Origin of the sequence: Catellicoccus marimammalium M35/04/3, from assembly GCF_000313915.1 — a bacterium.
GTDB lineage: Bacteria > Bacillota > Bacilli > Lactobacillales > Catellicoccaceae > Catellicoccus > Catellicoccus marimammalium.
Window position 1 is genome coordinate 55,615 of the sequence record NZ_AMYT01000011.1, and the last position, 23,715, is coordinate 79,329.

The 23,715-nt window shown below is 34.5% G+C and carries 21 protein-coding genes; 19 read left to right on the forward strand and 2 right to left on the reverse strand.

Annotated features, from left to right (window positions below):
* Position 1: 1 nt before the first annotated feature.
* Positions 2-1,579 carry a peptide chain release factor 3 gene (locus tag C683_RS01885; protein ID WP_009488800.1) on the forward strand — a complete coding sequence of 526 codons (1,578 nt, stop codon included), beginning with the start codon at positions 2-4 and terminating at the stop codon, positions 1,577-1,579.
* 11 nt (positions 1,580-1,590) lie between these two features.
* Here C683_RS01885 and C683_RS01890 read toward each other — a convergent pair whose 3' ends face one another.
* Positions 1,591-1,866, reverse strand: coding sequence for a DUF1827 family protein (locus C683_RS01890; protein ID WP_009488802.1), 276 nt, complete (start codon positions 1,864-1,866; stop codon positions 1,591-1,593).
* Positions 1,867-1,912: 46 nt separating this feature from the next.
* Between C683_RS01890 and C683_RS01895 the strand changes: the two genes are divergently transcribed.
* From C683_RS01895 to C683_RS06720, 10 genes are all read left to right on the forward strand, one after another.
* Positions 1,913-2,107 carry a hypothetical protein gene (locus C683_RS01895; protein ID WP_009488804.1) on the forward strand — a complete coding sequence of 65 codons (195 nt, stop codon included), beginning with the start codon at positions 1,913-1,915 and terminating at the stop codon, positions 2,105-2,107.
* A gap of 198 nt (positions 2,108-2,305) precedes the next feature.
* Positions 2,306-2,566 carry a phosphocarrier protein HPr gene (locus tag C683_RS01900; RefSeq protein ID WP_009488806.1) on the forward strand — a complete coding sequence of 87 codons (261 nt, stop codon included), beginning with the start codon at positions 2,306-2,308 and terminating at the stop codon, positions 2,564-2,566.
* 2 nt (positions 2,567-2,568) lie between these two features.
* Positions 2,569-4,293, forward strand: coding sequence for a phosphoenolpyruvate--protein phosphotransferase (ptsP, locus tag C683_RS01905; protein ID WP_009488808.1), 1,725 nt, complete (start codon positions 2,569-2,571; stop codon positions 4,291-4,293).
* A gap of 156 nt (positions 4,294-4,449) precedes the next feature.
* Entirely contained in the window at positions 4,450-4,713 is a 264-nt protein-coding gene (locus tag C683_RS01910; RefSeq protein ID WP_009488810.1) for a DUF1797 family protein, read from the forward strand.
* 155 nt (positions 4,714-4,868) lie between these two features.
* Positions 4,869-6,146, forward strand: a complete 1,278-nt coding sequence (tig, locus tag C683_RS01915) for a trigger factor (RefSeq protein WP_009488812.1) — start codon at positions 4,869-4,871, stop codon at positions 6,144-6,146.
* Between the two features lie 113 nt (positions 6,147-6,259).
* Complete coding sequence (clpX, locus tag C683_RS01920) at positions 6,260-7,519, forward strand: ATP-dependent Clp protease ATP-binding subunit ClpX (RefSeq protein WP_009488814.1); 1,260 nt, start codon at positions 6,260-6,262, stop codon at positions 7,517-7,519.
* A gap of 9 nt (positions 7,520-7,528) precedes the next feature.
* Positions 7,529-8,113, forward strand: coding sequence for a ribosome biogenesis GTP-binding protein YihA/YsxC (gene yihA / locus C683_RS01925; protein ID WP_009488816.1), 585 nt, complete (start codon positions 7,529-7,531; stop codon positions 8,111-8,113).
* A gap of 166 nt (positions 8,114-8,279) precedes the next feature.
* Positions 8,280-8,507 carry a FeoA family protein gene (locus C683_RS01930; RefSeq protein WP_009488818.1) on the forward strand — a complete coding sequence of 76 codons (228 nt, stop codon included), beginning with the start codon at positions 8,280-8,282 and terminating at the stop codon, positions 8,505-8,507.
* Entirely contained in the window at positions 8,504-10,627 is a 2,124-nt protein-coding gene (gene feoB / locus C683_RS01935) for a ferrous iron transport protein B (protein ID WP_009488820.1), read from the forward strand. The genes C683_RS01930 and feoB overlap by 4 nt, the downstream gene beginning before the upstream one ends.
* Positions 10,609-10,719: a FeoB-associated Cys-rich membrane protein gene (locus C683_RS06720; RefSeq protein WP_083848934.1), complete on the forward strand. Its 111-nt coding sequence runs from the start codon at positions 10,609-10,611 to the stop codon at positions 10,717-10,719. Before feoB ends, C683_RS06720 begins: the two co-directional genes overlap by 19 nt.
* A gap of 16 nt (positions 10,720-10,735) precedes the next feature.
* On the opposite strand, the gene C683_RS01940 is transcribed toward C683_RS06720, so the two are convergent.
* Positions 10,736-11,614: a cation diffusion facilitator family transporter gene (locus tag C683_RS01940; protein WP_009488822.1), complete on the reverse strand. Its 879-nt coding sequence runs from the start codon at positions 11,612-11,614 to the stop codon at positions 10,736-10,738.
* A 143-nt stretch (positions 11,615-11,757) separates the two neighbouring features.
* Between C683_RS01940 and uvrB the strand changes: the two genes are divergently transcribed.
* The 8 genes from uvrB to C683_RS01980 all read left to right on the forward strand — a co-directional run bounded on the left by uvrB (position 11,758) and on the right by C683_RS01980 (position 23,680).
* A complete protein-coding gene (uvrB, locus tag C683_RS01945) occupies positions 11,758-13,731 on the forward strand; it encodes an excinuclease ABC subunit UvrB (protein ID WP_009488824.1) in 1,974 nt (657 codons plus the stop codon).
* Positions 13,718-16,567, forward strand: coding sequence for an excinuclease ABC subunit UvrA (uvrA, locus tag C683_RS01950; RefSeq protein ID WP_009488826.1), 2,850 nt, complete (start codon positions 13,718-13,720; stop codon positions 16,565-16,567). The genes uvrB and uvrA overlap by 14 nt, the downstream gene beginning before the upstream one ends.
* Positions 16,557-17,423, forward strand: coding sequence for an RNase adapter RapZ (gene rapZ, locus C683_RS01955; RefSeq protein WP_009488828.1), 867 nt, complete (start codon positions 16,557-16,559; stop codon positions 17,421-17,423). Before uvrA ends, rapZ begins: the two co-directional genes overlap by 11 nt.
* A 12-nt stretch (positions 17,424-17,435) precedes the next feature.
* Positions 17,436-18,422, forward strand: a complete 987-nt coding sequence (locus C683_RS01960; protein WP_009488830.1) for a gluconeogenesis factor YvcK family protein — start codon at positions 17,436-17,438, stop codon at positions 18,420-18,422.
* A 1-nt stretch (position 18,423) separates the two neighbouring features.
* Positions 18,424-19,380 (forward strand): DNA-binding protein WhiA, encoded by a 957-nt coding sequence (gene whiA, locus C683_RS01965; protein ID WP_009488832.1) that lies wholly within the window; start codon positions 18,424-18,426, stop codon positions 19,378-19,380.
* 169 nt (positions 19,381-19,549) lie between these two features.
* Entirely contained in the window at positions 19,550-21,433 is a 1,884-nt protein-coding gene (gene asnB, locus C683_RS01970; RefSeq protein ID WP_009488834.1) for an asparagine synthase (glutamine-hydrolyzing), read from the forward strand.
* Between the two features lie 29 nt (positions 21,434-21,462).
* A complete protein-coding gene (locus C683_RS01975) occupies positions 21,463-22,680 on the forward strand; it encodes a carboxylate--amine ligase (protein ID WP_009488836.1) in 1,218 nt (405 codons plus the stop codon).
* A gap of 1 nt (position 22,681) precedes the next feature.
* The gene (locus C683_RS01980; protein WP_009488838.1) at positions 22,682-23,680 is read left to right on the forward strand and encodes a lipid II:glycine glycyltransferase FemX; all 999 of its coding nucleotides are present in this window, start codon (positions 22,682-22,684) and stop codon (positions 23,678-23,680) included.
* Positions 23,681-23,715 lie beyond the last annotated feature (35 nt).

A 23,715-nucleotide genomic window follows, 5' to 3' on the forward strand; every position in this document is an offset into this window, starting at 1 on the left:
TATGAGTCATTTGCAAGAAGAAGTACAACGTCGCCGTACTTTTGCGATTATTTCCCACCCCGATGCGGGGAAAACAACCATTACTGAACAATTATTATTGTTTGGTGGCGCAATTCGTGAAGCAGGGACAGTTAAAGGGAAGAAAACTGGAAACTTTGCGAAATCAGACTGGATGGATATTGAAAAACAAAGAGGGATTTCAGTAACGAGCTCTGTGATGCAATTTGATTATGATGGGAAACGCGTTAATATCCTAGATACCCCAGGGCACGAAGATTTTTCTGAAGATACTTATCGTACATTGATGGCGGTAGATAGTGCAGTCATGGTTATCGATAGCGCAAAAGGGATTGAAGCACAAACAAAGAAATTATTTGAAGTTTGTAGTATGCGTGGAATTCCTATTTTTACTTTTATTAATAAATTAGACCGCGATGGACGTGAACCGTTAGATCTTGTCGCAGAATTAGAAGAAGTATTAGGTATTGATGCTTATCCAATGAATTGGCCTATTGGTATGGGAAAAGGATTAAAAGGATTATTCGATGTTTACCATAAACGTGTAGAACTACATCGTCCAGAAGAATATGGATCAGAAGAGCGTTTTATTCCTTTAAATGAAGAGATGGATATTCCAGAAGACCATCCATTGCATCAAGATAGTGTTTACACTCAAGCAAAAGAAGATATTGAATTATTACTAGAAGCAGGAAACGAATTCTCTGAAGAAGCGATTGCGAAAGGAAAATTAACGCCTGTCTTCTTTGGCTCTGCGTTAACTAACTTTGGAGTGCAAACGTTTTTAGAAACTTATCTACAATTTGCGCCTGCTCCATCAAGTCACTTAGACGAAGAAGGAGAAGAAATTCAACCGGAAGATGAACGCTTCTCAGGATTTGTCTTTAAAATCCAAGCAAATATGAACCCTGCCCACCGTGACCGTATTGCTTTTGTTCGCATTTGTTCTGGAGAGTTTGAACGTGGCATGGATGTTACTTTATGCCGTACACAAAAGAAAATGCGTTTAAATAACTCTACACAATTTATGGCGGATAGTCGTGAAACTGTAGAAAATGCCGTTGCCGGAGATATTATTGGGTTATATGATACTGGGAATTTCCAAATTGGAGATACATTGTATACGGGTAAAACTCCAATTCAATATGAAAAATTACCGCAGTTCACACCTGAAATCTTTATGAAGGTCTCAGCTAAAAATGTTATGAAGCAAAAATCATTCCATAAAGGAATTCAACAATTAGTTCAAGAAGGTGCCATTCAGTTATACACTACTTACTTAACGAATGAATATATTTTAGGGGCAGTAGGTCAACTACAATTTGAAGTATTCCAACATCGTATGCAAAATGAATACAATACAGAAGTCATTATGACACCGATGGGGAATAAAATGGCTCGTTGGATTAATGAAGAAGATTTAGATGAAAAAATGAGTTCTAGTCGTAACATTTTAGCTAAAGATCGCTTTGGTCAACCATTATTCTTATTTGAAAATCAATACGCAATGAATTGGTTCCAAGATAAGTATCCAGATGTAGAACTGAAAAAATTATTATAAAAAGAAGCTCCCTATTTAGGGAGCTTTTTCCATGTAAGTTGAAATTGATGATACAAATAGATATAACTAAGATTTTCTTTTGGAATCGGAAATGGGAAAGTCTGATAAATATCAATAATTTCTTTTGGTTGAATATTTCTTGTTGGATGATAAATTATTATTTTTTCTTTTTCTTTTATTCGGTAATATTCAATAGTTAAAGAACCGTAAGTATATTGTTGAGCAAATGAAATTGTACTTGGTAAATCTTTTAAAAATTGATTTTGTGTAATATTAATTAATTGCATTTTACTCCCCTCCACATAGTATAATAGCACAAAGGGGGGGAGGAAGATGGATTACGTTATTGAATTAGATCGCTTGCGTAAGCATGAAATTCAAAATCTAGAAGTAAAGAATGCAGAATTCCCACAATTTAGAGAAGTTTGGCTACAGCAAAAAGATCGAGATCATATTGTGGGAGAAGCACAAAGAAATGGCGATGTTATTTATCATTGGGAAGAAAAAGAGGAAGAAGAATTAGAATGATTTTGTAAATATTTGAAAATGATGAAAATTGTTTTCAAATATTGCAACGGGTAACACATAATGATAATATTACTTAAGTGAAGAGGAAATGTAGAAGTTCAAGAAATAATTTTCTATGTTTTCTGTATAAAGTTTATTATTTTCCTTCTATTTATGATAGAAGTTGAAAAAAATTTGTAAATATAAAGGAGAATCACTATGTTAAAAAAAGAATTTCACATTGTAGATGAAACAGGAATCCACGCTCGTCCAGCTACTTTATTAGTACAAGCTGCAAGCAAATTCTCATCAGATATCAACTTAGAATACAACGGCAAAGCTGTTAACTTAAAATCAATCATGGGCGTTATGTCTTTAGGTGTTGGTCAAGGTGCTACTGTAGCAATCACTGCTGATGGAGCAGATGAAGCAGATGCAATGGCAGCAATTGAAGAAGTAATGAAAGGCTTAGCTGAATAAAAATGTCGAAAGTATTAAAAGGTATCGGCGCAAGTGACGGTGTAGCTGTTGCAAAAGCTTATATGTTAGTTCAACCTGATCTTTCTTTTGAAAAAGTTACAGGTGTTGATGCGACAGAACAAATTAATCGTTTACATGCCGCGTTAGAAAAATCACAAGAAGAATTACAAATCATCCGTAATAAAGCTGCAGAATCTTTAGGGGAAGAAGAAGCTCAAGTATTTGATGCTCACTTAATGGTATTAGCAGACCCAGAAATGATTTCTGCAATTGAAGCAAATATTACAGATAACTCTGTCAACGCAGAGTCTGCTTTAAAAGAAGTAACAGATATGTTTATTTCTATGTTTGAAGCAATGGTAGATAACGCTTATATGCAAGAACGTGCTGCAGATATTCGCGACGTTACAAAACGTGTAATGGCACACTTGTTAGGTGTTAAATTACCAAACCCAGCAATGATTAATGAAGAAGTAATCGTTATCGCTCACGATTTAACACCAAGTGATACTGCACAGTTAGATCGTAAATATGTAAAAGCATTTGTTACAGACATCGGTGGACGTACTTCTCACTCAGCAATCATGGCTCGCTCTTTAGAAATTCCAGCGGTTGTTGGTTCACAAGAAATCACATCTTTAACAAAAGATGGAGATATGATTGCCGTTAACGGAATCGAAGGTGACGTTATCGTTGATCCAACAGAAGAAGAAAAAGCTGATTTTGCTAAAAAAGGTGAAGCTTATGCTGCACAAAAAGCAGAATGGGAATTATTAAAAAATGCCCAAACAGTTACTGCAGATGGCAAACACTTTGAATTAGCTGCCAACATTGGAACACCAAAAGATGTTGCTGGTGTATTAAACAATGGTGGAGAAGCAATTGGATTATACCGTACTGAATTCTTATATATGGATTCAAATGACTTCCCAACAGAAGAAGAACAATTTGAAGGATATAAAGCAGTATTAGAAGGTATGAATGGTAAACCAGTTGTTGTTCGTACAATGGACATCGGTGGGGATAAAGAATTACCATATTTAGAATTACCACACGAAATGAACCCATTCTTAGGATATCGTGCAATTCGTGTCTGCTTAGACCAAGATCAAATGTTCCGTACACAATTACGTGCGTTATTACGTGCTTCTGTTTATGGTCAATTACGTATCATGTTCCCAATGATTGCTACATTGCAAGAATTCCGTGCTGCAAAAGCAATTTTAGAAGAAGAACGTGCGAAATTAATCGCTGAAGGCGTTGAAGTAGCAGAAGGTATCCAAGTCGGAATCATGATTGAAATTCCTGCTGCTGCTGTTTTAGCAGACCAATTTGCTAAAGAAGTTGACTTCTTCTCAATCGGAACAAACGATTTAATTCAATATACAATGGCTGCAGACCGTATGAACGAACGCGTTTCTTACTTATATCAACCATATAACCCATCAATCTTACGTTTAATCAAACACGTAATTGATTCTGCTCACGCAGAGGGTAAATGGGCTGGTATGTGTGGAGAAATGGCTGGAGATCAAACAGCAGTTCCATTATTAGTCGGCTTAGGCTTAGATGAATTCTCTATGAGTGCAACAAGTATCTTAAAAACACGTAGCTTAATGAAACGTTTAGATACAACAAAAATGCAAGAATTAGCACAACGTGCCGTTTCTGAATGTACAACAATGGATGAAGTTGTTGCTTTAGTAAACGAATACGTTGGTGAATAATAAAAAAGAGAGGAGGCGACTCCTCTTTTTTTTGTCTAAAAATGGCGAAAATACTAGGAAACTTTGCAAAAATACAGTGCAAATGAATAGGTTGTTTGCTATAATAATAACGTTAGGATAACCATCCAGAGAATAAGAGAAAGGAGTGAAATCCGCATGGCTGAAAAATCTCAATTAGGGACAATTATTAAATGTTTAGAAAAAATGATGGATACAGCTACCCCTGAAGTAAATACACGTCGTTTTGAAGTGGAAAAAAATGGTGAACGCGAAGAACGTTGTAGCGTAACTTATATTCCAAGTGTTGATGGGGAAACATCTGGAACTTTCGAATTAAAAGATACAAAAACAAACGAAGTATATCAATTTGATGATATTGATTTAATTGCAATGGATATTTACGAATTATTGCAAGATTAAGAAATTAGGAGGAACCAATGGTTTCTCTTTTTTTCAACGCTTAAAGGCTTGAAATTCCTAGGAAAATTCAGTATTATATAGGAGTGTAATATAACGCAGAACTGCGAATATATGAACAACAATAAAAAAGAGAAACATTATTTGGAGGGAATATAATGACTGCCAAATGGGAAAAACAAGGTACTAATGAAGGTACTTTAACATTTACAATTGCAAAAGAAGATGTAGAAAAAGCATTAGACCGTGCATTTAATCGCGTCAAAAAAAATATTAACGTGCCTGGATTCCGTAAAGGACATATCACACGTCAAATGTTCAACCGTATGTATGGTGAAGCTGCATTATATGATGATGCACTAAACCAATTATTACAAATGGCTTATCCACAAGCAGTTGTAGAAGCAGGAATTGAACCTGTAGCTGCACCAAAAATTGATGTGGAAAGCATGGAAAAAGGTCAAGACTGGGTAATGAAAGCTACTGTTGTTGTTCGTCCTGAAGTTAAATTAGGCGAATACAAAAACTTAACAGTAGAAAAACAAAACCGTGAAGTTACTGACGAAGATGTAGAAAAACAATTAGAAAACTTACAAATCCAACAAGCAGAAATGATCATCAGTGATGAACCAGCTTGCGAAGGAGATACAGTAGTTATCGACTTTGAAGGGTTTAAAGATGGTGAAGCTTTTGAAGGTGGAAAAGGTGAAAACTATCCATTAACATTAGGTTCAGGACAATTCATCCCAGGATTTGAAGATCAATTAGTAGGTGCTAAAGCTGGGGATGAAGTAGAAGTTAACGTTACTTTCCCTGAAGATTACCATGCAGAAGAATTAGCAGGTCAACCTGTAGTCTTCAAAGTAAAAGTACATGAAGTGAAAAAACGTCAATTACCAGAATTAGATGACGAATTCGCTAAAGATGTAGATGCAGATGTAGAAACATTAGCAGAATTAAAAGATAAAATCCGTAAAGATTTAGAAAAAACACGTGCAGAAGAAGCAGACAACAACGTACGTAACTTAGCTTTAGAAAAAGCAGTTCAAAACGCTGAAATGGAAATTCCACAAGAAATGATCGATGAAGAAATTCAACGTTCAATGGACCAATTCATGCAACAAATGAAAAATAATGGTTTATCAGCTGAAATGTACTACCAATTAACAGGTACAACAGAAGCAGATTTACGTGCTCAATTTGCGACAGAAGCAGAACAACGTGTAGCTGCTAACTTAGTATTAGAAGCTGTAGTAGAAAAAGAAGCAATTGAGGTAACAGAAGCAGAAATTGCTGAAGAAATTAAAGAATTAGCACAACAATACAACATGGAAGAAGAACAAGTACGTAACGTATTAAGCGATGACATGTTGAAACATGATATTAAGATTAAACGTGCAGTAGATATGATTACTGAAACAGCAAAAGAAGCATAGTCTTTTGACGATTGGAAAGGGAAGGAAGGAAACTTTCTTCCCTTTTTTGTGTTAAGAATGATATGATAGAAGAAGAATCAGAAAGAATGACTTTCTAGAAAGTAGGTCGAAAGATGAAAGATAATGGAGAACAAGGAACACGTTGCTCATTTTGTGGTAAAGGATATGGTGAAGATGGTGTAGAAAAAATTCTACAAGGGCCAGGAGTCTTTATTTGTAATCAATGTGTCGACTTGTGTGAACAAGTATTATCCGATGAGCGTAATTATGAAGAAGAATTGAATTTACAAGAAATGCCTCGTCCTGATGAAATGATTGCTTATTTAGATCAATATGTCATTGGACAAGATCGAGCAAAAAAAGTATTAGCAGTAGCAGTGTACAATCATTACAAACGTATTAAACATCTTTCTGAAGGTGCCGATGATGATGTAGAGTTACAAAAGAGTAACATTTGCTTTATTGGTCCTACAGGATCTGGGAAAACCTTCTTAGCCCAAACATTAGCTAAATCTTTACATGTTCCCTTTGCGATTGCAGATGCAACAAGCTTAACAGAAGCTGGATATGTAGGAGAAGATGTAGAAAACATCCTTTTAAAATTATTACAAGCAGCAGATTATGACTTAGAACGTGCAGAGCATGGAATTATCTATGTCGATGAAATCGATAAAATTGCGCGTAAATCAGAAAGTACATCCATTACTCGTGATGTTTCTGGAGAAGGAGTACAACAAGCACTCTTGAAAATTTTAGAAGGTACTGTAGCGAATATTCCCCCTCAAGGAGGAAGAAAACATCCACAACAAGAATATATTCCAATGGATACAACAAATATCTTATTCATTGTTGGTGGAGCATTTGATGGAATTGAAAATATTGTGAAAAATCGTTTAGGAGAAAAAGTAATTGGTTTTGGTACTAGTCAAAATACAAAAGTAGATGACGAAACGATTATGCAACAAATTATTCCTGAAGATTTATTGAAATTTGGTTTGATTCCAGAATTTATCGGTCGTTTACCAGTTACTGCAGCGTTAGATAAATTAACAGAAGATGATTTAGTACGTATTTTAGTCGAACCTAAAAATGCATTAGTAAAACAATATCAAAAATTACTTTCTTATGATGATGCAGAATTAGAGTTTGAAGAAGCATCTTTACGTGCTGTGGCAAAACAAGCGATTGAGCGTAACACCGGAGCACGTGGTTTACGTTCCATCATGGAAAATATTATGATGGATGTTATGTATGACATCTCTACTCGTCCAGAAATTAAAAAAGTAATTATTACACCAGAACGAGTAGAAAATATGGTGCCAGCAACTTATATTTTAGAAGATGGCACAGTAGAAAATGAACAAAAGAAATAGGAGAAGATTGTGAAAGTAAATCAGGCAGAAATTGTTATGAGTGCAGTTTCTAAAGCACAATATCCAGATACTCATTTAAAGGAAATTGCTTTAGCAGGACGCTCTAATGTAGGAAAATCTTCTTTCATTAATACTTTATTAGGTAGAAAAAATTTAGCTCGTACTTCAAGTAAACCTGGAAAAACACAAACTTTGAATTTTTATTTAATTGAAAATCAATTTTACTTTGTAGATGTTCCAGGATATGGATATGCGAAAGTTTCTAAAAAAGAACGAGCAAAATGGGGGAAAATGATTGATGAATATCTATTAGAAAGAGAAGAACTAGAAGCAGTTGTTAGCTTAGTAGATTTTCGTCATGAGCCTTCAAAAGAAGATTGCCAAATGTATCAATTTTTAAAATATTATGATATTCCTGTAATTGTTGTAGCAACAAAAGCAGATAAAATCCCTCGTGGAAAATGGAACAAACATGAAAGTATGATCAAAAAAGCGCTTGATTTTGATAAAGAAGATGATTTTATTATCTTTTCTTCTGTCACAAAACAAGGAAAAGAAGAAGCATGGCAAGCGATTGAGCATTATTTAGCTTAAAAATGACTTTATGAAGTTTGTTTCACAGTAACAATAACTATAGTATTTAAAAGAAAAACATAAAGGTTTCTATTTTTAATATGGAACTTTTATGTTTTTTATTTACTTTTAAGTTAAAAAATGTTAGATTGATAATTGAAATTAATTATCAATTAGGAGTGAGAATATGAATTTAACAGATGTGGCCTTAAACCAAAAAGTGTACATCGAAGATATTTTAGGTACACCTAAGGTCAAACGCCGCTTATTAGATATGGGGTTAACAAAAAATACAGAGGTTAAAGTATTGGGACATGCTCCCTTTGGTGACCCATTAAAAATTTCAGTGCGTGGATACACTTTAAGCATGCGCAAAGAAGAAGCAACAAAGATTAAAGTGAGGGAAAAGCAATGAAAATCGCATTAGTCGGAGAACCAAATACAGGAAAGACAAGTTTATTTAACTTGTTAACTGGTAGTGATCAATTTGTTGGAAATTGGCCTGGGGTTACCGTAGAACAAAAACGAGGCTATTACCAAAAAAATAAAGAAATTGAGTTAATCGACTTACCAGGAATTTATAGTTTGTCGCCTTATACAGCAGAAGAAAAGGTGGCACAAAACTACATTATTGATGAAAAACCAGATTTATTACTAAATATTATTGATGGTTCGAATCTAGAACGAAATTTATATCTCACTTTACAATTTATAGATTTGAATTTACCGATGACGATTGCGGTTAATATGTTAGATACGATGAAAAAAGAAGGAGTTCAATTAGATAATCATCGTTTGAGCAATCTATTAGGAGTACCAGTAACAAATATTAATGCGGTCAATGGGAAAGGTATTGATCACTTAATGATCTGTGCCCAAAAAACAGCGAAAGAAGAACAAGTGCCCAATCGTTTGGAATATGATTCTCGTTTAGAAGCAGCGATTCAAGAAGTGATTACTTTATTACAAAAAGAAGAAGTAGAACATCCTCGTTATTATCGTTGGTATGCTTTAAAACTACTAGAGCGAGATGAAACAGTCAAAGACCGATTGGAATTATCCAATGCTACGCAAAAAGAAATTGATGACATTATTAAAATGTTAGAAATGCTATTTAAGGACGATATTGTAAGTATCATCATTAATGAGCGTTATGCTTGTGTAGAAAAGATTGTTAAACAATGTGTTTACCAAACTGAAAAGGGAACGATTTGGAGTGAACGTCTAGATCGATTGGTAACCAATCGCTTTTTAGCTTTGCCTATTTTTGCTTTAGTGATTTGGTTTGTTTATTTCTTATCGATTCAAACCATTGGTACGATGGGGACGGATTGGTTGAATGATGTAGTCTTTGGAGAATGGATTCCTAATGGACTGGATCACTTATTCCAGCAATGGTCGGTTTCTCCTTGGTTGCAAAGTTTAGTGATTGATGGAATTGTGGCAGGGGTTGGATCAGTACTTGGATTTTTACCTCAATTGGTTATGCTTTTCTTATGTTTAGCTTTCTTAGAAGATTGTGGATATATGGCTCGAATTGCCTATATTTTGGATTATTTCTTCCGCAAAATTGGGCTATCTGGGAAATCCTTTATTCCGATGTTAATTTCAACAGGATGTGGAGTGCCAGGGATTATGTCTTGTCGTACTATTGAAAATGAGAAAGAACGACAAATGACGATTGCTTTAACTACTTTCATGCCTTGTTCTGCCAAATTAGCAATTATTGGTCTAGTTGCTGGAGCCTTTTTCCCAAATAATAGTTTTGTTGCTCCTTTAACTTATTTCATTTGCTTTGGTGTCATTATTCTATCTGGTTTATTATTGAAAAAGACAAAATATTTCCAAAAAGACCGCAGTGTCTTTTTAATGGAATTACCAGTCTATCACTGGCCAACCTTTAAAAATTTATGGCGCCAAACTTGGCATAATAGTTCTGCCTTCGTGAAAAAAGCAGGAACCATCATTTTCCTATGCAGTATGATTTTATGGTTCACAAGTAATTTCAATTTTATGGGACAAATGGTACCAGAAGAAGATAGTATTTTAGCGATTATTGGTAAAGCCATTGCCTTTATCTTTGCACCATTAGGATTTGGTGATTGGAAAGCTACAGTAGCTGTCTTTGTTGGCTTGAGTGCAAAAGAAAATGTAGTAAATACATTAGGAGTTTTATACCATCAAACCGTAAATACAGATAACGGACAAGAATTATGGACGATTTTACGTCAAGTTTATACTCCACTAGCTGGCTTTTCTTTCTTATTGTTTAATTTAATTTGTGCTCCTTGTTTTGCTGCCATTGGAGCGATGAAACGTGAATTAGGAAGTATGCGCTTAGCTATTCATGTTATTCTTTTCCAATGTGGATTAGCTTATGTGATTAGTTTTATTGTATATCAGTTAGGAAGTGTCTTTTTAACTGGAGAATGGACATTATGGAGTTGGATTGCGATTGCTCTTTGTCTAGTGCTTATTTATTTGATTATTCGTAAAGAAAGAAAGGAACAAGCCGTATGGGAGATTTCATTATAATTTTTTTATTAGTCGTTATTAGTATTTTTGCCTATCGTTCATGGAAAAAGAATGGTAGTTGTGATGGTGACTGTGGAAAATGTAATCATTAAAAGAAAAAAGCTTCGCTTAATGCGGAGCTTTTTTTGGTGTGGGTTCAACGTGAACTTCTACATCATAAATATGAAATTGATGAGCTAATTTTTCTTCAATAATTTCAGTAACTTGATGGCTATGTTCCACGGTCCATTGTGGATTCATATAAACCACCACATCTAAAAAGATATGACTACCATATTCTCGACCACGTAAGGAGCGTACTCCTTCGACACCATCTATTTTTAAAATAAAAGATTTATATTGATTTAAAAGACAATTATCAAAGCCATCAGAAAGAGAAAAAGCACTTTGATAGAAAATTTCTAACGCTGTTTTTAAAATAATTAAACCAATAATAAGTGCAGCTGTAGTATCTAACCAAGGCATATGGAAAACAGAGGCGATAATGGCAATACTTGTACCAATAGAAGTATAAGCATCGCTCAAATTATCTTTCGCTACTGCAAGCAAACTATTACTTTTTGTTTTTTGAGCTAATTTTTTGTTGTAACGATAAACAAAATACATAATAAGAGCAGAGAATAGTCCGATAATAAAAGCATAAATATCTGGAGTCTCATTTTTATGATGGAAAAGATTTTCAATTGCAGGTCCAATGACATTTAGCCCAACGACAATCATTAAAATAGAGGTTAATAAACTCGCAATGGTTTCAATTTTCCAATGACCATAAGGGTGCCCTTTGTCTTTAGGACGACTAGAAAGCTTTAACCCAATGAGAACAAAAATATTACTTAAAATATCTGTGAAGTTATTCCATCCATCGGCACTTAAGGCTTCAGATGAGGTGAAGCGACCAATAAAGATCTTCAATCCGGCGATGAACGTATAGGTAACAATACTAATGATAGCTCCGCGTTCAGCGAGTTTTAAAGGATTTGTTGACATGGTAATTCCCTCTTTCGACTAAAAAATAATTCCTATAAATAGGCACCATCCATTTATTATAGTATGATGAATGAGAATAGAAAATAGTAAACTGAAAAAAAGTAAAAAGAATGTGAGAAGAAAACGATAAAGGAGGAATAGAGATGGCAAAATTTGAGTTAGTATCAAAATATCAACCGAGTGGCGACCAAGAAAAAGCAATTCATCAATTAGTACAAGGAGTAGAAGAAGGAAGTCATGAACAAATTTTATTAGGGGCAACAGGAACAGGAAAAACGTTCACCATGGCAAATGTTATTGCTCAGGTGAACCAACCTACGTTAGTGATTGCTCATAATAAAACATTAGCTGGACAATTGTACAATGAGTTAAAAGAATTTTTTCCTCATAATGCCGTAGAATATTTTGTTAGCTACTATGATTATTATCAACCAGAATCCTATAATCCGATTAGCGATACTTATATTGAAAAAGATGCGAGTCGTAATGCAGATATTGATCGTCTTCGCCACTCTGCAACCAACGCGCTATTAGAGCGAGAAGATGTCATTATCGTTTCTTCGGTTTCTGCCATTTATGGATTAGGAAATCCAGAAGAATATAAAAAACGAGTATTATCCTTACGTGTGGGGTCAGAATGGGATCGTCAAGAATTATTGCATGCTTTTGTGGAACGCCACTATGAACGAAATGATATCAATTTCCAACGGGGAACCTTCCGCGTTCGTGGTGATTTAGTCGAAATTATTCCGGCAAACTATGAAAATAAGGGAGTTCGTTTAGAATTTTTTGGAGATGAATTGGAAGGAATTTATCTTTTTGATGTGCTAACTGGTCATGTTGAAAAATCACTAAAACATATTGCGATTTTTCCTGCAACGCACTTTTTAAGTGATGAAGAGCGACTACAAAGTGCGATTGCTGGAATTGAAAAAGAGCTAGAAGAGCGCTTAGAATTTTTTGAAAAAGAAGGCAAGCCTCTGGAAAAAGAACGTCTACAACAACGAACAGAATATGATTTAGAAATGTTAAAAGAAATGGGATATACGAGTGGAATTGAAAACTATGCGCGTTACTTTGATGGCAGAAAAGAAGGAAATCCACCTTTTACCTTATTAGATTTTTTCCCTGATCAATTTTTAACATTTATTGATGAATCTCATGCAACCGTACCTCAGCTTTCAGGAATGGTGAAAGGGGATTTATCAAGAAAAAATCGTTTAGCCGAATATGGATTCCGCTTACCAAGTGCTGCAGAAAACCGACCTTTATCCTTAGAAGAATTTGAAAAAAAAGTACCTGAGGTGATTTATATTTCTGCCACCCCTGGAGACTATGAACTAGGAAAAACCGATAAAATTGTAGAACAAATTATTCGTCCTACAGGATTACTAGATCCAAAAATTGAAGTTCGTCCAACGAAAGGACAAATGGAAGATTTATTAGGGGAAATTCGTCAACGAGTAAAGAAAAAAGAACGTGTTTTTGTCACTACCTTGACGAAAAAAATGGCGGAAGATTTGACAGACTATTTACGAGAACTAGATGTCCGTGTTCGCTACATGCATAGTGATATTAAAACATTAGAGCGAAGCCGCCTATTACGTGATTTGCGCTTAGGAAAGTTTGATGTTTTAGTTGGAATTAACTTATTGCGAGAAGGAATTGATGTGCCCGAAGTTTCTTTAGTAGCAATTATGGATGCAGATAAAGAAGGATTTTTACGTAATGAACGATCTTTAATTCAAACGATTGGTCGAGCAGCTCGAAATGCTCATGGAGAGGTCATTATGTATGCAGATAAAATCACACCATCAATGAAAAAAGCCATCTATGAAACAGAACGTCGTCGTTCCATTCAAGAAGCGTATAATAAAGAACATGGAATTACACCAAAAACGATTATTAAAGAAATTCCAGAAGAAATTACTATTGAACAAAAGAAAGAAAAAGAAGAAGTATTAGATTTATCTGTCATGACGATTCGTGAAAAGAAATCTTATGCTCAACACATTGAACAAGAAATGAAAAAAGCAGCAGAGCAGTTGGATTTTGAACAAGCAGCGGAATTGAGAGATTTATTAAAAGAGGTGCAAAAAGAAATTGGAAACAAATAAATGGTTAAAAGTACGTGGCGCAAAGACGCATAATTTAAAAGATGTCTCTGTAGATATTCCCAAAGATCAGTTTGTAGTATTTACAGGTCTTTCTGGTTCGGGGAAAAGTTCGTTAGCGTTTGATACGATTTATGCCGAAGGAAAACGTCGATATGTCGAAAGTTTATCCACTTATGCTCGTCAATTTTTGGGACAAATGGATAAAGCAGAAGTGGATCAAATTGATGGGTTGAGCCCAGCGATTGCGATTGAACAAAAAACGACAAACCATAATCCTCGTTCAACCGTCGGAACGGTGACAGAAATTTATGATTATTTACGTTTGTTATATAGCCGTGTGGGGGTTCCCTATTGTCCTCATGACCATATTCCAATCATTGCTCAATCACTATCTGAAATTACAGAAGAAATTATGCAATGGGAAGAAGGAACCAAAATTCAGATTTTAGCTCCGATTGTACAAAAAGAAAATGGAGATTTAAAAGCGATTGTCGAACGTTGGAAAAAAGAAGGATACTTGCGCTTTTATATTGATGAAGAGATGGTCTTAGGAGATGAATTTGCTGGTGTTGATCCAAACAAAGAGCATTCTTTATCCATCGTCATTGACCGTTTAGTGATGAAAAAAGGAATTCAAACGCGTCTTTACGAAAGTTTAGAATTAGCAGGGCAATTAGCAGATGGTAGAATTGAAGTTTTAAAAAATAAAGAAAAAGAACCTCATACTTATAATGAAAATTATGCTTGTGCAAAATGTGGATTTACAGTTGAAGAATTGACACCAACCTTATTTAGTTTCAATTCTCCTTATGGTGCTTGTCCTCAATGTGATGGATTAGGAAGAAAATTAGAAGTAGATTTAGAGGCAGTGATTCCTGATGATGGTTTAACTTTAGAAGAAGGTGCTTTAGCTCCTTGGCAACCGAAAAGTTCTAACTATTATCGTGATTTATTGACTGCAGCTTGTGAGAAGTTTTCAATCCCGATGGATGTTCCTTTCAAAAAATTGAAGAAAAAACAAAGAGAACTTCTATTATATGGAGATAAGAAAAAAGAAAAAATTCGTTTTGAAAGAAAAAATGAATTCACAGGAGAAATGAGAACAGCAGAAGTGACTTTTGAAGGAGTCGTGCCTAATGTTTGGCGTCGTTATAATGAAACAAGTAGTGATACGGTTCGTGAACAATTAAAAGATTATATTCAAGCACTACCTTGTCCTCACTGTCATGGATATCGCTTGAATGATCAAGCATTAAGTGTTCATATTGGTGGAAAAAATATTGGTGAAGTGACCGCTTTATCGGTAGAAGAAGCATTACAATTCTTTTCTCAATTAGAATTTGACTCTGTCCATCAACAAATTGCGGCACCCATCCAAAAAGAAATTCAGAGTCGTTTACAATTTTTACAAAATGTAGGCTTAGATTATTTAACACTGAATCGAACCGCAGGAAGTCTTTCTGGAGGAGAATCTCAGCGTATTCGTTTAGCCACTCAGATTGGAGCGAATCTTTCAGGAGTGCTATATGTGTTGGATGAACCTTCCATTGGTCTACATCAACGAGATAATGATCGTTTATTATCTTCTTTACGCGCGATGCAACAATTAGGAAATACATTAATTGTTGTAGAACATGATGAAGATACCATTCGAGCAGCAGATTACATTGTAGAAATTGGACCAAAAGCAGGAAAAAATGGAGGAGAAATTATTGTGACTGGTTCAGTTGAAGATTTAATCAAAGAACCTCATTCGATTACGGGACAATATTTATCACAAAAGAAACAAATTTTACCACGAGAAGAAACACGACCATTAGATCAAGGTGAAATTATTGTCCGTGGAGCAAAAGAAAATAACCTACAAAATATTGAAGTTCATTTTCCATTGCATACCTTTACGGCTGTGACTGGTGTTTCAGGTTCTGGAAAGAGTACATTAGTGAATCAAATTTTAAAACGTGGTTTATGGCAAAAAATGGGAATCAAAACTGAAAAGCCAGGACGTCATGAAGAAATCCTTGGGGTAGAACAAATTGAAAAAATTATTGATATTGACCAAAGCCCTATTGGTAGAACTCCACGCAGTAATCCAGCTACTTATACTTCAGTTTTTGATGATATTCGAGAGTTATTTGCTCAAACGAAAGAAGCAAAAGCTCGTGGCTATCAAAAAGGGCGCTTTAGCTTTAATGTCAAAGGAGGACGTTGTGAGTATTGTAAAGGGGATGGCATTTTAAAAATTGAAATGCACTTTTTACCTGATGTCTATGTTCCTTGTGAAGTATGTAAAGGAACTCGCTATAATTCTGAAACACTAGAAGTCAAATATCGTGGAAAAACCATTGCAGAAGTATTAGATATGACGGTAGCAGAAGCCGTAGAATTTTTTGCCGCAATTCCAAAAATTGAACGAAAATTACAGACGTTAATGGATGTAGGGTTAGATTATATTACATTGGGACAGCCTGCAACAACACTTTCTGGTGGAGAAGCGCAACGTATTAAATTGGCTAGTGAATTACAAAAGAAAAATACCGGAAATTACCTTTACATTTTAGATGAACCTACTACCGGGTTACATCCAGATGATGTCAAACGATTACTAGACATTTTACAAAGACTTGTAGATAATGGAAATACCGTGTTAGTGATTGAACATAACTTAGATGTAATTCAATGTGCGGATTATATTATTGATCTAGGACCAGAAGGTGGCGTAAAAGGTGGGCAAGTCATTGCGACAGGAACGCCAAAAGAAGTAGCTCAATGTAAGGAGAGTTACACGGGTCAATATTTAAAGAAATTATGGAAGGAACGAAACAATGGAAGATAAATTAAAATTAGTGATTATCACAGGAATGAGTGGAGCAGGTAAAACTGTAGCAATGCAATGTTTTGAGGATATGGGCTATTTTTGCATTGATAATATGCCTCCTGGCTTATTTACCAAGTTTTTAGAAGTGGTTCGTGAAAATGGTGCCATTAAAAAAATTGCGATGGTGGTAGATTTACGTTCACGTAGCTTCTTTAAAGAAAGTGAAGAAATGCTAGAAAAAGCACAAAATATGGATAGTCTAGACTTTAGTATTCTTTTTTTAGATGCCAGTGAAGAAGAATTAGTTTCTCGTTATAAAGAAACAAGACGTAACCATCCATTAGCTCAAGATGGACGTATTTTAGAGGGAATTCAAAAAGAAAAAGAAATGCTTTATCGCTTACATGAAGAAGCGCAAGTTGTAATTGATACTTCTCATCTTAGTGCTCGAGAATTAAAAGAAAAGATTTTAGAAATTTATCAAAATGCGACCGATAATCCTTTCCATCTACAATTGATGAGTTTTGGATTTAAACATGGGATCCCCATTGATGCCGATGTAGTCATGGACGTTCGTTTTTTACCAAATCCATATTATATTGATCGTTTACGTGATAAAACTGGGGAAGATGCAGAGGTATATGACTACGTGATGAGTTTCCCAGAAACTGAAGAATTTTATGAGAAATTGAAATCTTTATTAGATACAGCCATTCCTGGATATCAAGAGGAAGGGAAGAAAAGTGTTACGATTGCGATTGGCTGTACAGGAGGACATCATCGATCTGTAGCTATTACTGAACGCCTAAGTCATGACTTTAAAGAAGAAGGGTATATTGTCAATACTAGTCATCGAGATAAATTAATTGATTAAGGGATAAAGAGGATGGAAGAAACGAAAAAGAAAATTGTCGTCATTGGTGGCGGAACAGGCTTACCTGTGATTTTAAAAGAACTAAAGAAACAAGATTGTGAATTAACAGCCATTGTAACGGTAGCGGATGATGGAGGAAGTAGTGGGAAATTACGTAAAATGATGGAAATGGCTCCACCAGGAGATTTGCGCAATGTTCTTGTTGCTTTAAGTAATGTGGAAAAAGAATGGACGGATATTTTCCAATATCGTTTTGAAAATGGACTAGAAAATCATGCACTAGGAAATTTAATTATTGCGGCACTAAATGATATGGAAGGTGGAATTTATCAAGCCGTTCAAACATTATCTCGTTTGTTAAATATTACCGGGAAAGTTTATCCTGCAGCCGATGAAAGTTTGACCTTACATGCTGTTTTTGAAGATCAAACGATTCTTTCTGGAGAAACTACGATTACAAAACGTCGTCAAACAATTCATGAAATTCATGTAACAAAAGATCAAAAAGATGAATTACCAGAACCTTGTCCGCATGTAGTGGAAGAAATTATGAACGCTGACATGATTGTAATGGGACCAGGAAGTTTGTTCACGAGTATTTTACCCAATTTAATGATTCCAGAAATTGGTAAAGCAATCATTGAAACTTCAGCGCAAAAAGTATATATTTGTAATATTATGACGCAAAAAGGAGAAACCGAAGAATTTAGTGATGCCGATCATGTGAAGATTTTGCATCGCCATTTACATCATCGCTTTATTGATACGGTTTTGGTGAATGTCGAAACGATTCCTTTGGAAAAAATGAATGCTCAGCGCTATGATGAGTATTTAGTTCAAGTGCGACATGATCCTTGCGCATTAAAAGAAGAGCATTGCCAAGTCGTAGCTAAAAATTTCCTTTGCTTGCGCGATGAAGGAGTGTTCCATGATGGAGAAAAAGTTGTTCAAGCATTGATGGAACAGTTAGAAAAAGGAGAAAAGAAAAAGGAGGGATAACATGTCTTTTGCCTCCGATGTAAAAAAAGAATTAACTCAATTAGAAGTGCACCGTGAGCATGCAAAAGCAGAGTTGGCTGCACTCATTAAGATGAATGGAACGATTAATATTTATCGTCAAATGTGGGTTTTAAATGTACAAACAGAAAATGCTGCAATCGCTCGAAGAATTTATTCTTTATTGATCCAACATTATGGGGTAACGAGTGATTTGTTGGTACGTAAAAAAATGAAATTAAAAAAGAACAATGTTTATATTGTTCGTTTAAAACAAAATACACTTTCTATCTTATCTGATCTTGATATTATGGATGGATTGATGTTTAAAGACCAAGTATCGGATTCCATTATGGGAAATTCACAAAAAATGCGCTCTTATTTACGAGGCGCATTTTTAGCGAGTGGATCTGTAAATAATCCAGAAACAAGTAGCTATCATTTAGAAATTTATTCTTTATATGAAGAGCACAATGAAGATATTTGTACGATGATGAATTATTTTGGTTTAAATGCTAGAACCTTACCTCGTCGTAATGGATTTATTACTTATTTGAAAGAAGCAGAAAAAATTTCTGAATTTTTAACTCTGATTGGGGCGACAAACGCGATGTTAAAATTTGAAGATATTCGTATTGTTCGTGATATGAGAAATAACGTCAATCGTCTTGTAAACTGTGATAATGCCAATTTGAATAAAACGATTGATGCAGCCACAAGACAAATTCGCAATATTCGTTACATTGAGGAACAAGTTGGATTGGATTCCTTAAATGATAAATTACAAGAAATCGCTCAATTACGATTGGATTATCCAGAGTTAAGTATTAAAGAATTGGGAGAACTCGTTCCTTCGGGTCCAATTTCTAAATCAGGAGTAAATCATCGTTTGCGTAAAATTAATGAAATTGCAGAAAAAATGCAACAAGAAGAAAATAATAGAACAAAAGAAAATGTATAAATTGTTTCTTAATGTCTACAAAGAAGAAGTAAAGAGAAGTATAAAAATTCAACCTAAAATGAAAGAGGCTTCTTCTTTTTTAGTCTTTCTATGTTATAATTACTCTAACATATGAACAAAGATATTAACGAAAAATGAAGTATGAAATATAAAAAATGGAGGCGTGATTATGTGTGGTATTGTTGGATTTGTAGACCAACGTTCAGCGGAAGATAAAAAACCAATTTTAAAAGAAATGATGGATAAAATTGTCCACCGTGGGCCAGATAGTTCTGGAATGCACGTAACAGATGAAGTAGGATTAGGATTCCGCCGTTTAAGTATTATTGATTTATCAGAAGGTAGCCAACCAATTTATAACGAAGATAAAACAAAAGTCATTACTTTCAATGGGGAAGTTTATAACTATAAAGCATTACGTGAAGATTTAGTAGCTAAAGGACATGTTTTCACTACGCATACGGATACAGAAGTAATTTTGCACGGTTATGAAGAATATGGTCAAGATATCGTGAAAAAATTGCGTGGAATGTTTGCTTTTGTAATTTGGGATGAAGAAACAAAAGAATTATTTGGTGCTCGTGACCACTTTGGAATTAAACCATTCTATTATGCAAATATGAATGGTACTTTTATGTATGGTTCTGAAATTAAAAGCTTCTTACCTCATCCAAGCTTTGAAAAAGAATTAAACAAAGAAGCATTAAAACCATTTATGACTTTCCAATACCCAGCAATTAATGAAACTTTCTTTAAAGGGGTATTTAAATTAAAAGAAGGACATCGTTTTACTTACAAAAATGGTGTTATGAATATTGAACAATATTATGATTATCATGCTCATCCAGAAAACTTAAGTTTAGAAGAAACTGTAGATAAAATTGATGATGTAGTGAAATCTTCCATCAAAATTCATGAAGAAGCTGATGTAGAAATTGGATCTTTCTTATCTAGTGGAGTAGATTCTAGTTATGTAGCAGCTGTATTACGTCCAAATCAAACGTATTCTATTGGATTTGATGGTGGAGAATATAGTGAAGCTGATGCAGCAAAAGCTTTAGCAGATAAATTAGAGTTAAACAATAAATCTCGTGTGATTGGTTCAGAAGAAGCATTTTCAGCATTTCCACGCATCCAATATTTCTTAGATGAACCCGATTCAAACTTCTCTTGTGTACCGTTATACTTCTTATCTGAATTTGCTAGTCGTGATATGAAAGTAGTAATGAGTGGGGAAGGCGCTGACGAATTATTTGCTGGATACCAAACTTATGGTTTCTATTCTAATGTAAAAGCAATCCGTGTCGTAGCAGAAGGAATGAAAAAATTACCAAAAAATATGCGTTATAAAATTGCAAAATCAATTAAGCATAAACATTTCCATGGTCAATTACACTTATACACTTCTTTAGCTCCAGCAGAAGAATTCTTTATTGGACCTTCTCGTATTTTTGAACCAGAAGAAGCGGATGAAATTTTAACACCAGAATACCGTAAAGCACCAACGATTGAAGATATTGTTGGACCTATCTACAAAAAAGTGGAAAAAGAAGACTGTGAATTACGTAAAATGCAATATTTAGATATTCACCAATGGATGCCAGGAGATATTTTATTAAAAGCGGACAAAATGTCTATGGCAAACTCTTTAGAATTACGTGTGCCGATTTTAGACCGTAAAGTAGCAGAAGTTTCTGAAGTAGTGCCAAATAAATATTTAATCAATGCAGAAAATACAAAATATGCATTCCGTCAAGCTGCCGCTCGTCATATTCCACAAGAATGGTATGATCGTACAAAATTAGGATTCCCAACTCCAATTAAAGTGTGGTTGCATGAAGATAAATTCTATCATGTTGTACGTGACATGTTTAATCAAGAATTTGTTTCTCAATTCTTTGATCGTGAAAAAATCACTCAACTATTAGACGATTTCTATAACGATAAAAATAATGATCGTAAGAAAATTTGGAATATTTATACCTTCCTAGTTTGGTATGATATTTACTTCAATCATAACGGTGAAATGCCAGAATTAATGGAATTTGCCTAAATAGTATCGTTGGAAAGAGGATGCCTGAAATGAAATTTTTACCTGTGATTTTAGGGGCAGATACAAATGCATATGGAATTGCCAAAAGTATTTATCAATACTATCAAGAAAAAAGCATTTGTGTTTCTACAATGCCTTTATTTATGACTAATCATTCTAAAATTATCGATGTACGTATTTGTAAAGAATTACACGATGAAACAGCAATGGTAGATGAATTAATTCGTTTAGCTAAAGAAACACCAGAAATGGATGGAAAACGAATTTTATTTGCGGCAAGTGATGCTTATGCAGTAGCGCTTATTAATCAACAAGAAAAATTAAAAGAATATTATCACCTTCCTGTAATTCCAAAAGAACAATTACAACAGTTTGAGGAAAAAGAAGCTTTTTATCAATTATGTGAAAAGCATGGAATGCCATACGCAAAAACAGAAGTGGTTACAAAAGATAATTATGTTAATTATCAATCACAATTAATGTTCCCAGTAGTTTTAAAACCAAGCAATAGCGTTTCTTATTTTGATTATGAATTTGAAGGAAAGAAAAAAGCCTTTATTATTGATTCGTTAGAAGAAGTACAAGCTACGTTAAATCGTATTTACGAAGGAGGCTATACAGATCCAATGATTTTACAAGAATTTATCCCTGGAGATGATTCTTGTATGCGCGTGGTCAATGCTTATGTCGATGCTTCTAGTCATGTGCAAGCAATCAGCATTGGTCATCCAATTTTGGAAGATGTAACTCCAGAGTTAGTAGGGAATTATGTAGCAATTATCAGTGAAGAAAATGAGCCACTTTCTGAGTTATGTTGTCAGTTTCTAGAATCTATTCAATTCAAAGGGATTGCTGATATTGATTTGAAATATGATGAACGAGATCAACAATATAAAATTTTTGAAGTGAACTTACGTTTAGGGCGTAGTAGCTACTATACAACAATGGCAGGAAGTCATTTAATTCAACAAATTATTGCTGATTTAATTTTTGACGAACAACCAAAAGAAGTATTGAAAAATACAAAAGAAATTTTGTGGTTGGGCGTTCCTGAAAAAGTTGCTCTAGAATATATCGAAGATCCACATTGGAAAGCAGAGGCAAAACGTTTAATCGATGCGAAACAATACGGATTTACCCTTTATTTTGACCAAGATAGTGTCTTACGTAAAAGAGGAATAAAGAAATATTATAATTCTTATATTGAACGTTATCAAAAATGGTTCAAACGTAAAGGAGATGTATAGGATGCCAAAACTAGATTTATCAAATCCAGTAGAAGTAGAACGTTTTCAACAATTTACAAAGAATGCGGAATTTGGGAAAATCACTCAATCCATTCCTTGGTCTAAAGTAAAAAAAGCCTGGGAACCTTTATACATCTATTTAGAGGATGAAGCAGGTAATATTACTGCTAGTTTATCTATTTTAATGGTAAATAATGCAGTAGGGAAAAAGATTGCCTATGCCACAAAAGGTCCAGTTTGTGCAGAATTAAATCCAAAACAATTAAAAGCTTTGTTTGACGAAGCAGAAAAATATTTACCTGTTGATGAAATTTTTATGTTACGCTGTGATCCAGAAGTATTGTATTCTGAAGAGTTAGAAAAAGAATTAGAAGCAGAAGGGTTTACCGTACGCAGTCGAAAAGTAGATCCACATAGTACGATTCAGCCTCGATTGAATATGGTTTTACAATTAAAAGGAAAAACAGAGGATGAATTATTAGCTAGCTTCCATTCTAAAACGAGATATAATATTCGTTATTCTATTCGTAAAGGGGTGCAATGTGCGCGTGCTCACTCCAAAGAAGCGGTAGATGCCTTTTATGAAACTCATAAAATTATGGCAGAGCGCCAAGGCATTACTTATCGTCCAAAAGAGTATTTCCTAGATTTATTAGAAGCTTTTGATGAAGATGAACTACAAATTTTCTTAACTCATGATGAAGAGGAAATTTTATCTGGAGCGGTAGCGATTAATTATGGCGACCGTGTTTGGTATATGTATGGTGGTTCTACAAACCAAAAACGTAATTTAATGCCTAATTATTTGATGCAGTGGGAAATGATCCGTTGGGGATTGGATACGAATAAATCTTATTATGATTTTGGTGGTATTTTTGAAGAAGATTTAGAAGATGGGCTATATCGTTTCAAAAATTCTTTCACCAATGGTGTAACCGAATATATTGGAGAAATCGATCGTATTTATGACCAAGAAAAATACGACGCCTTTAATCAATAAAATAAATACAAAAAACTCTCGAAGTGTTTCCTTCG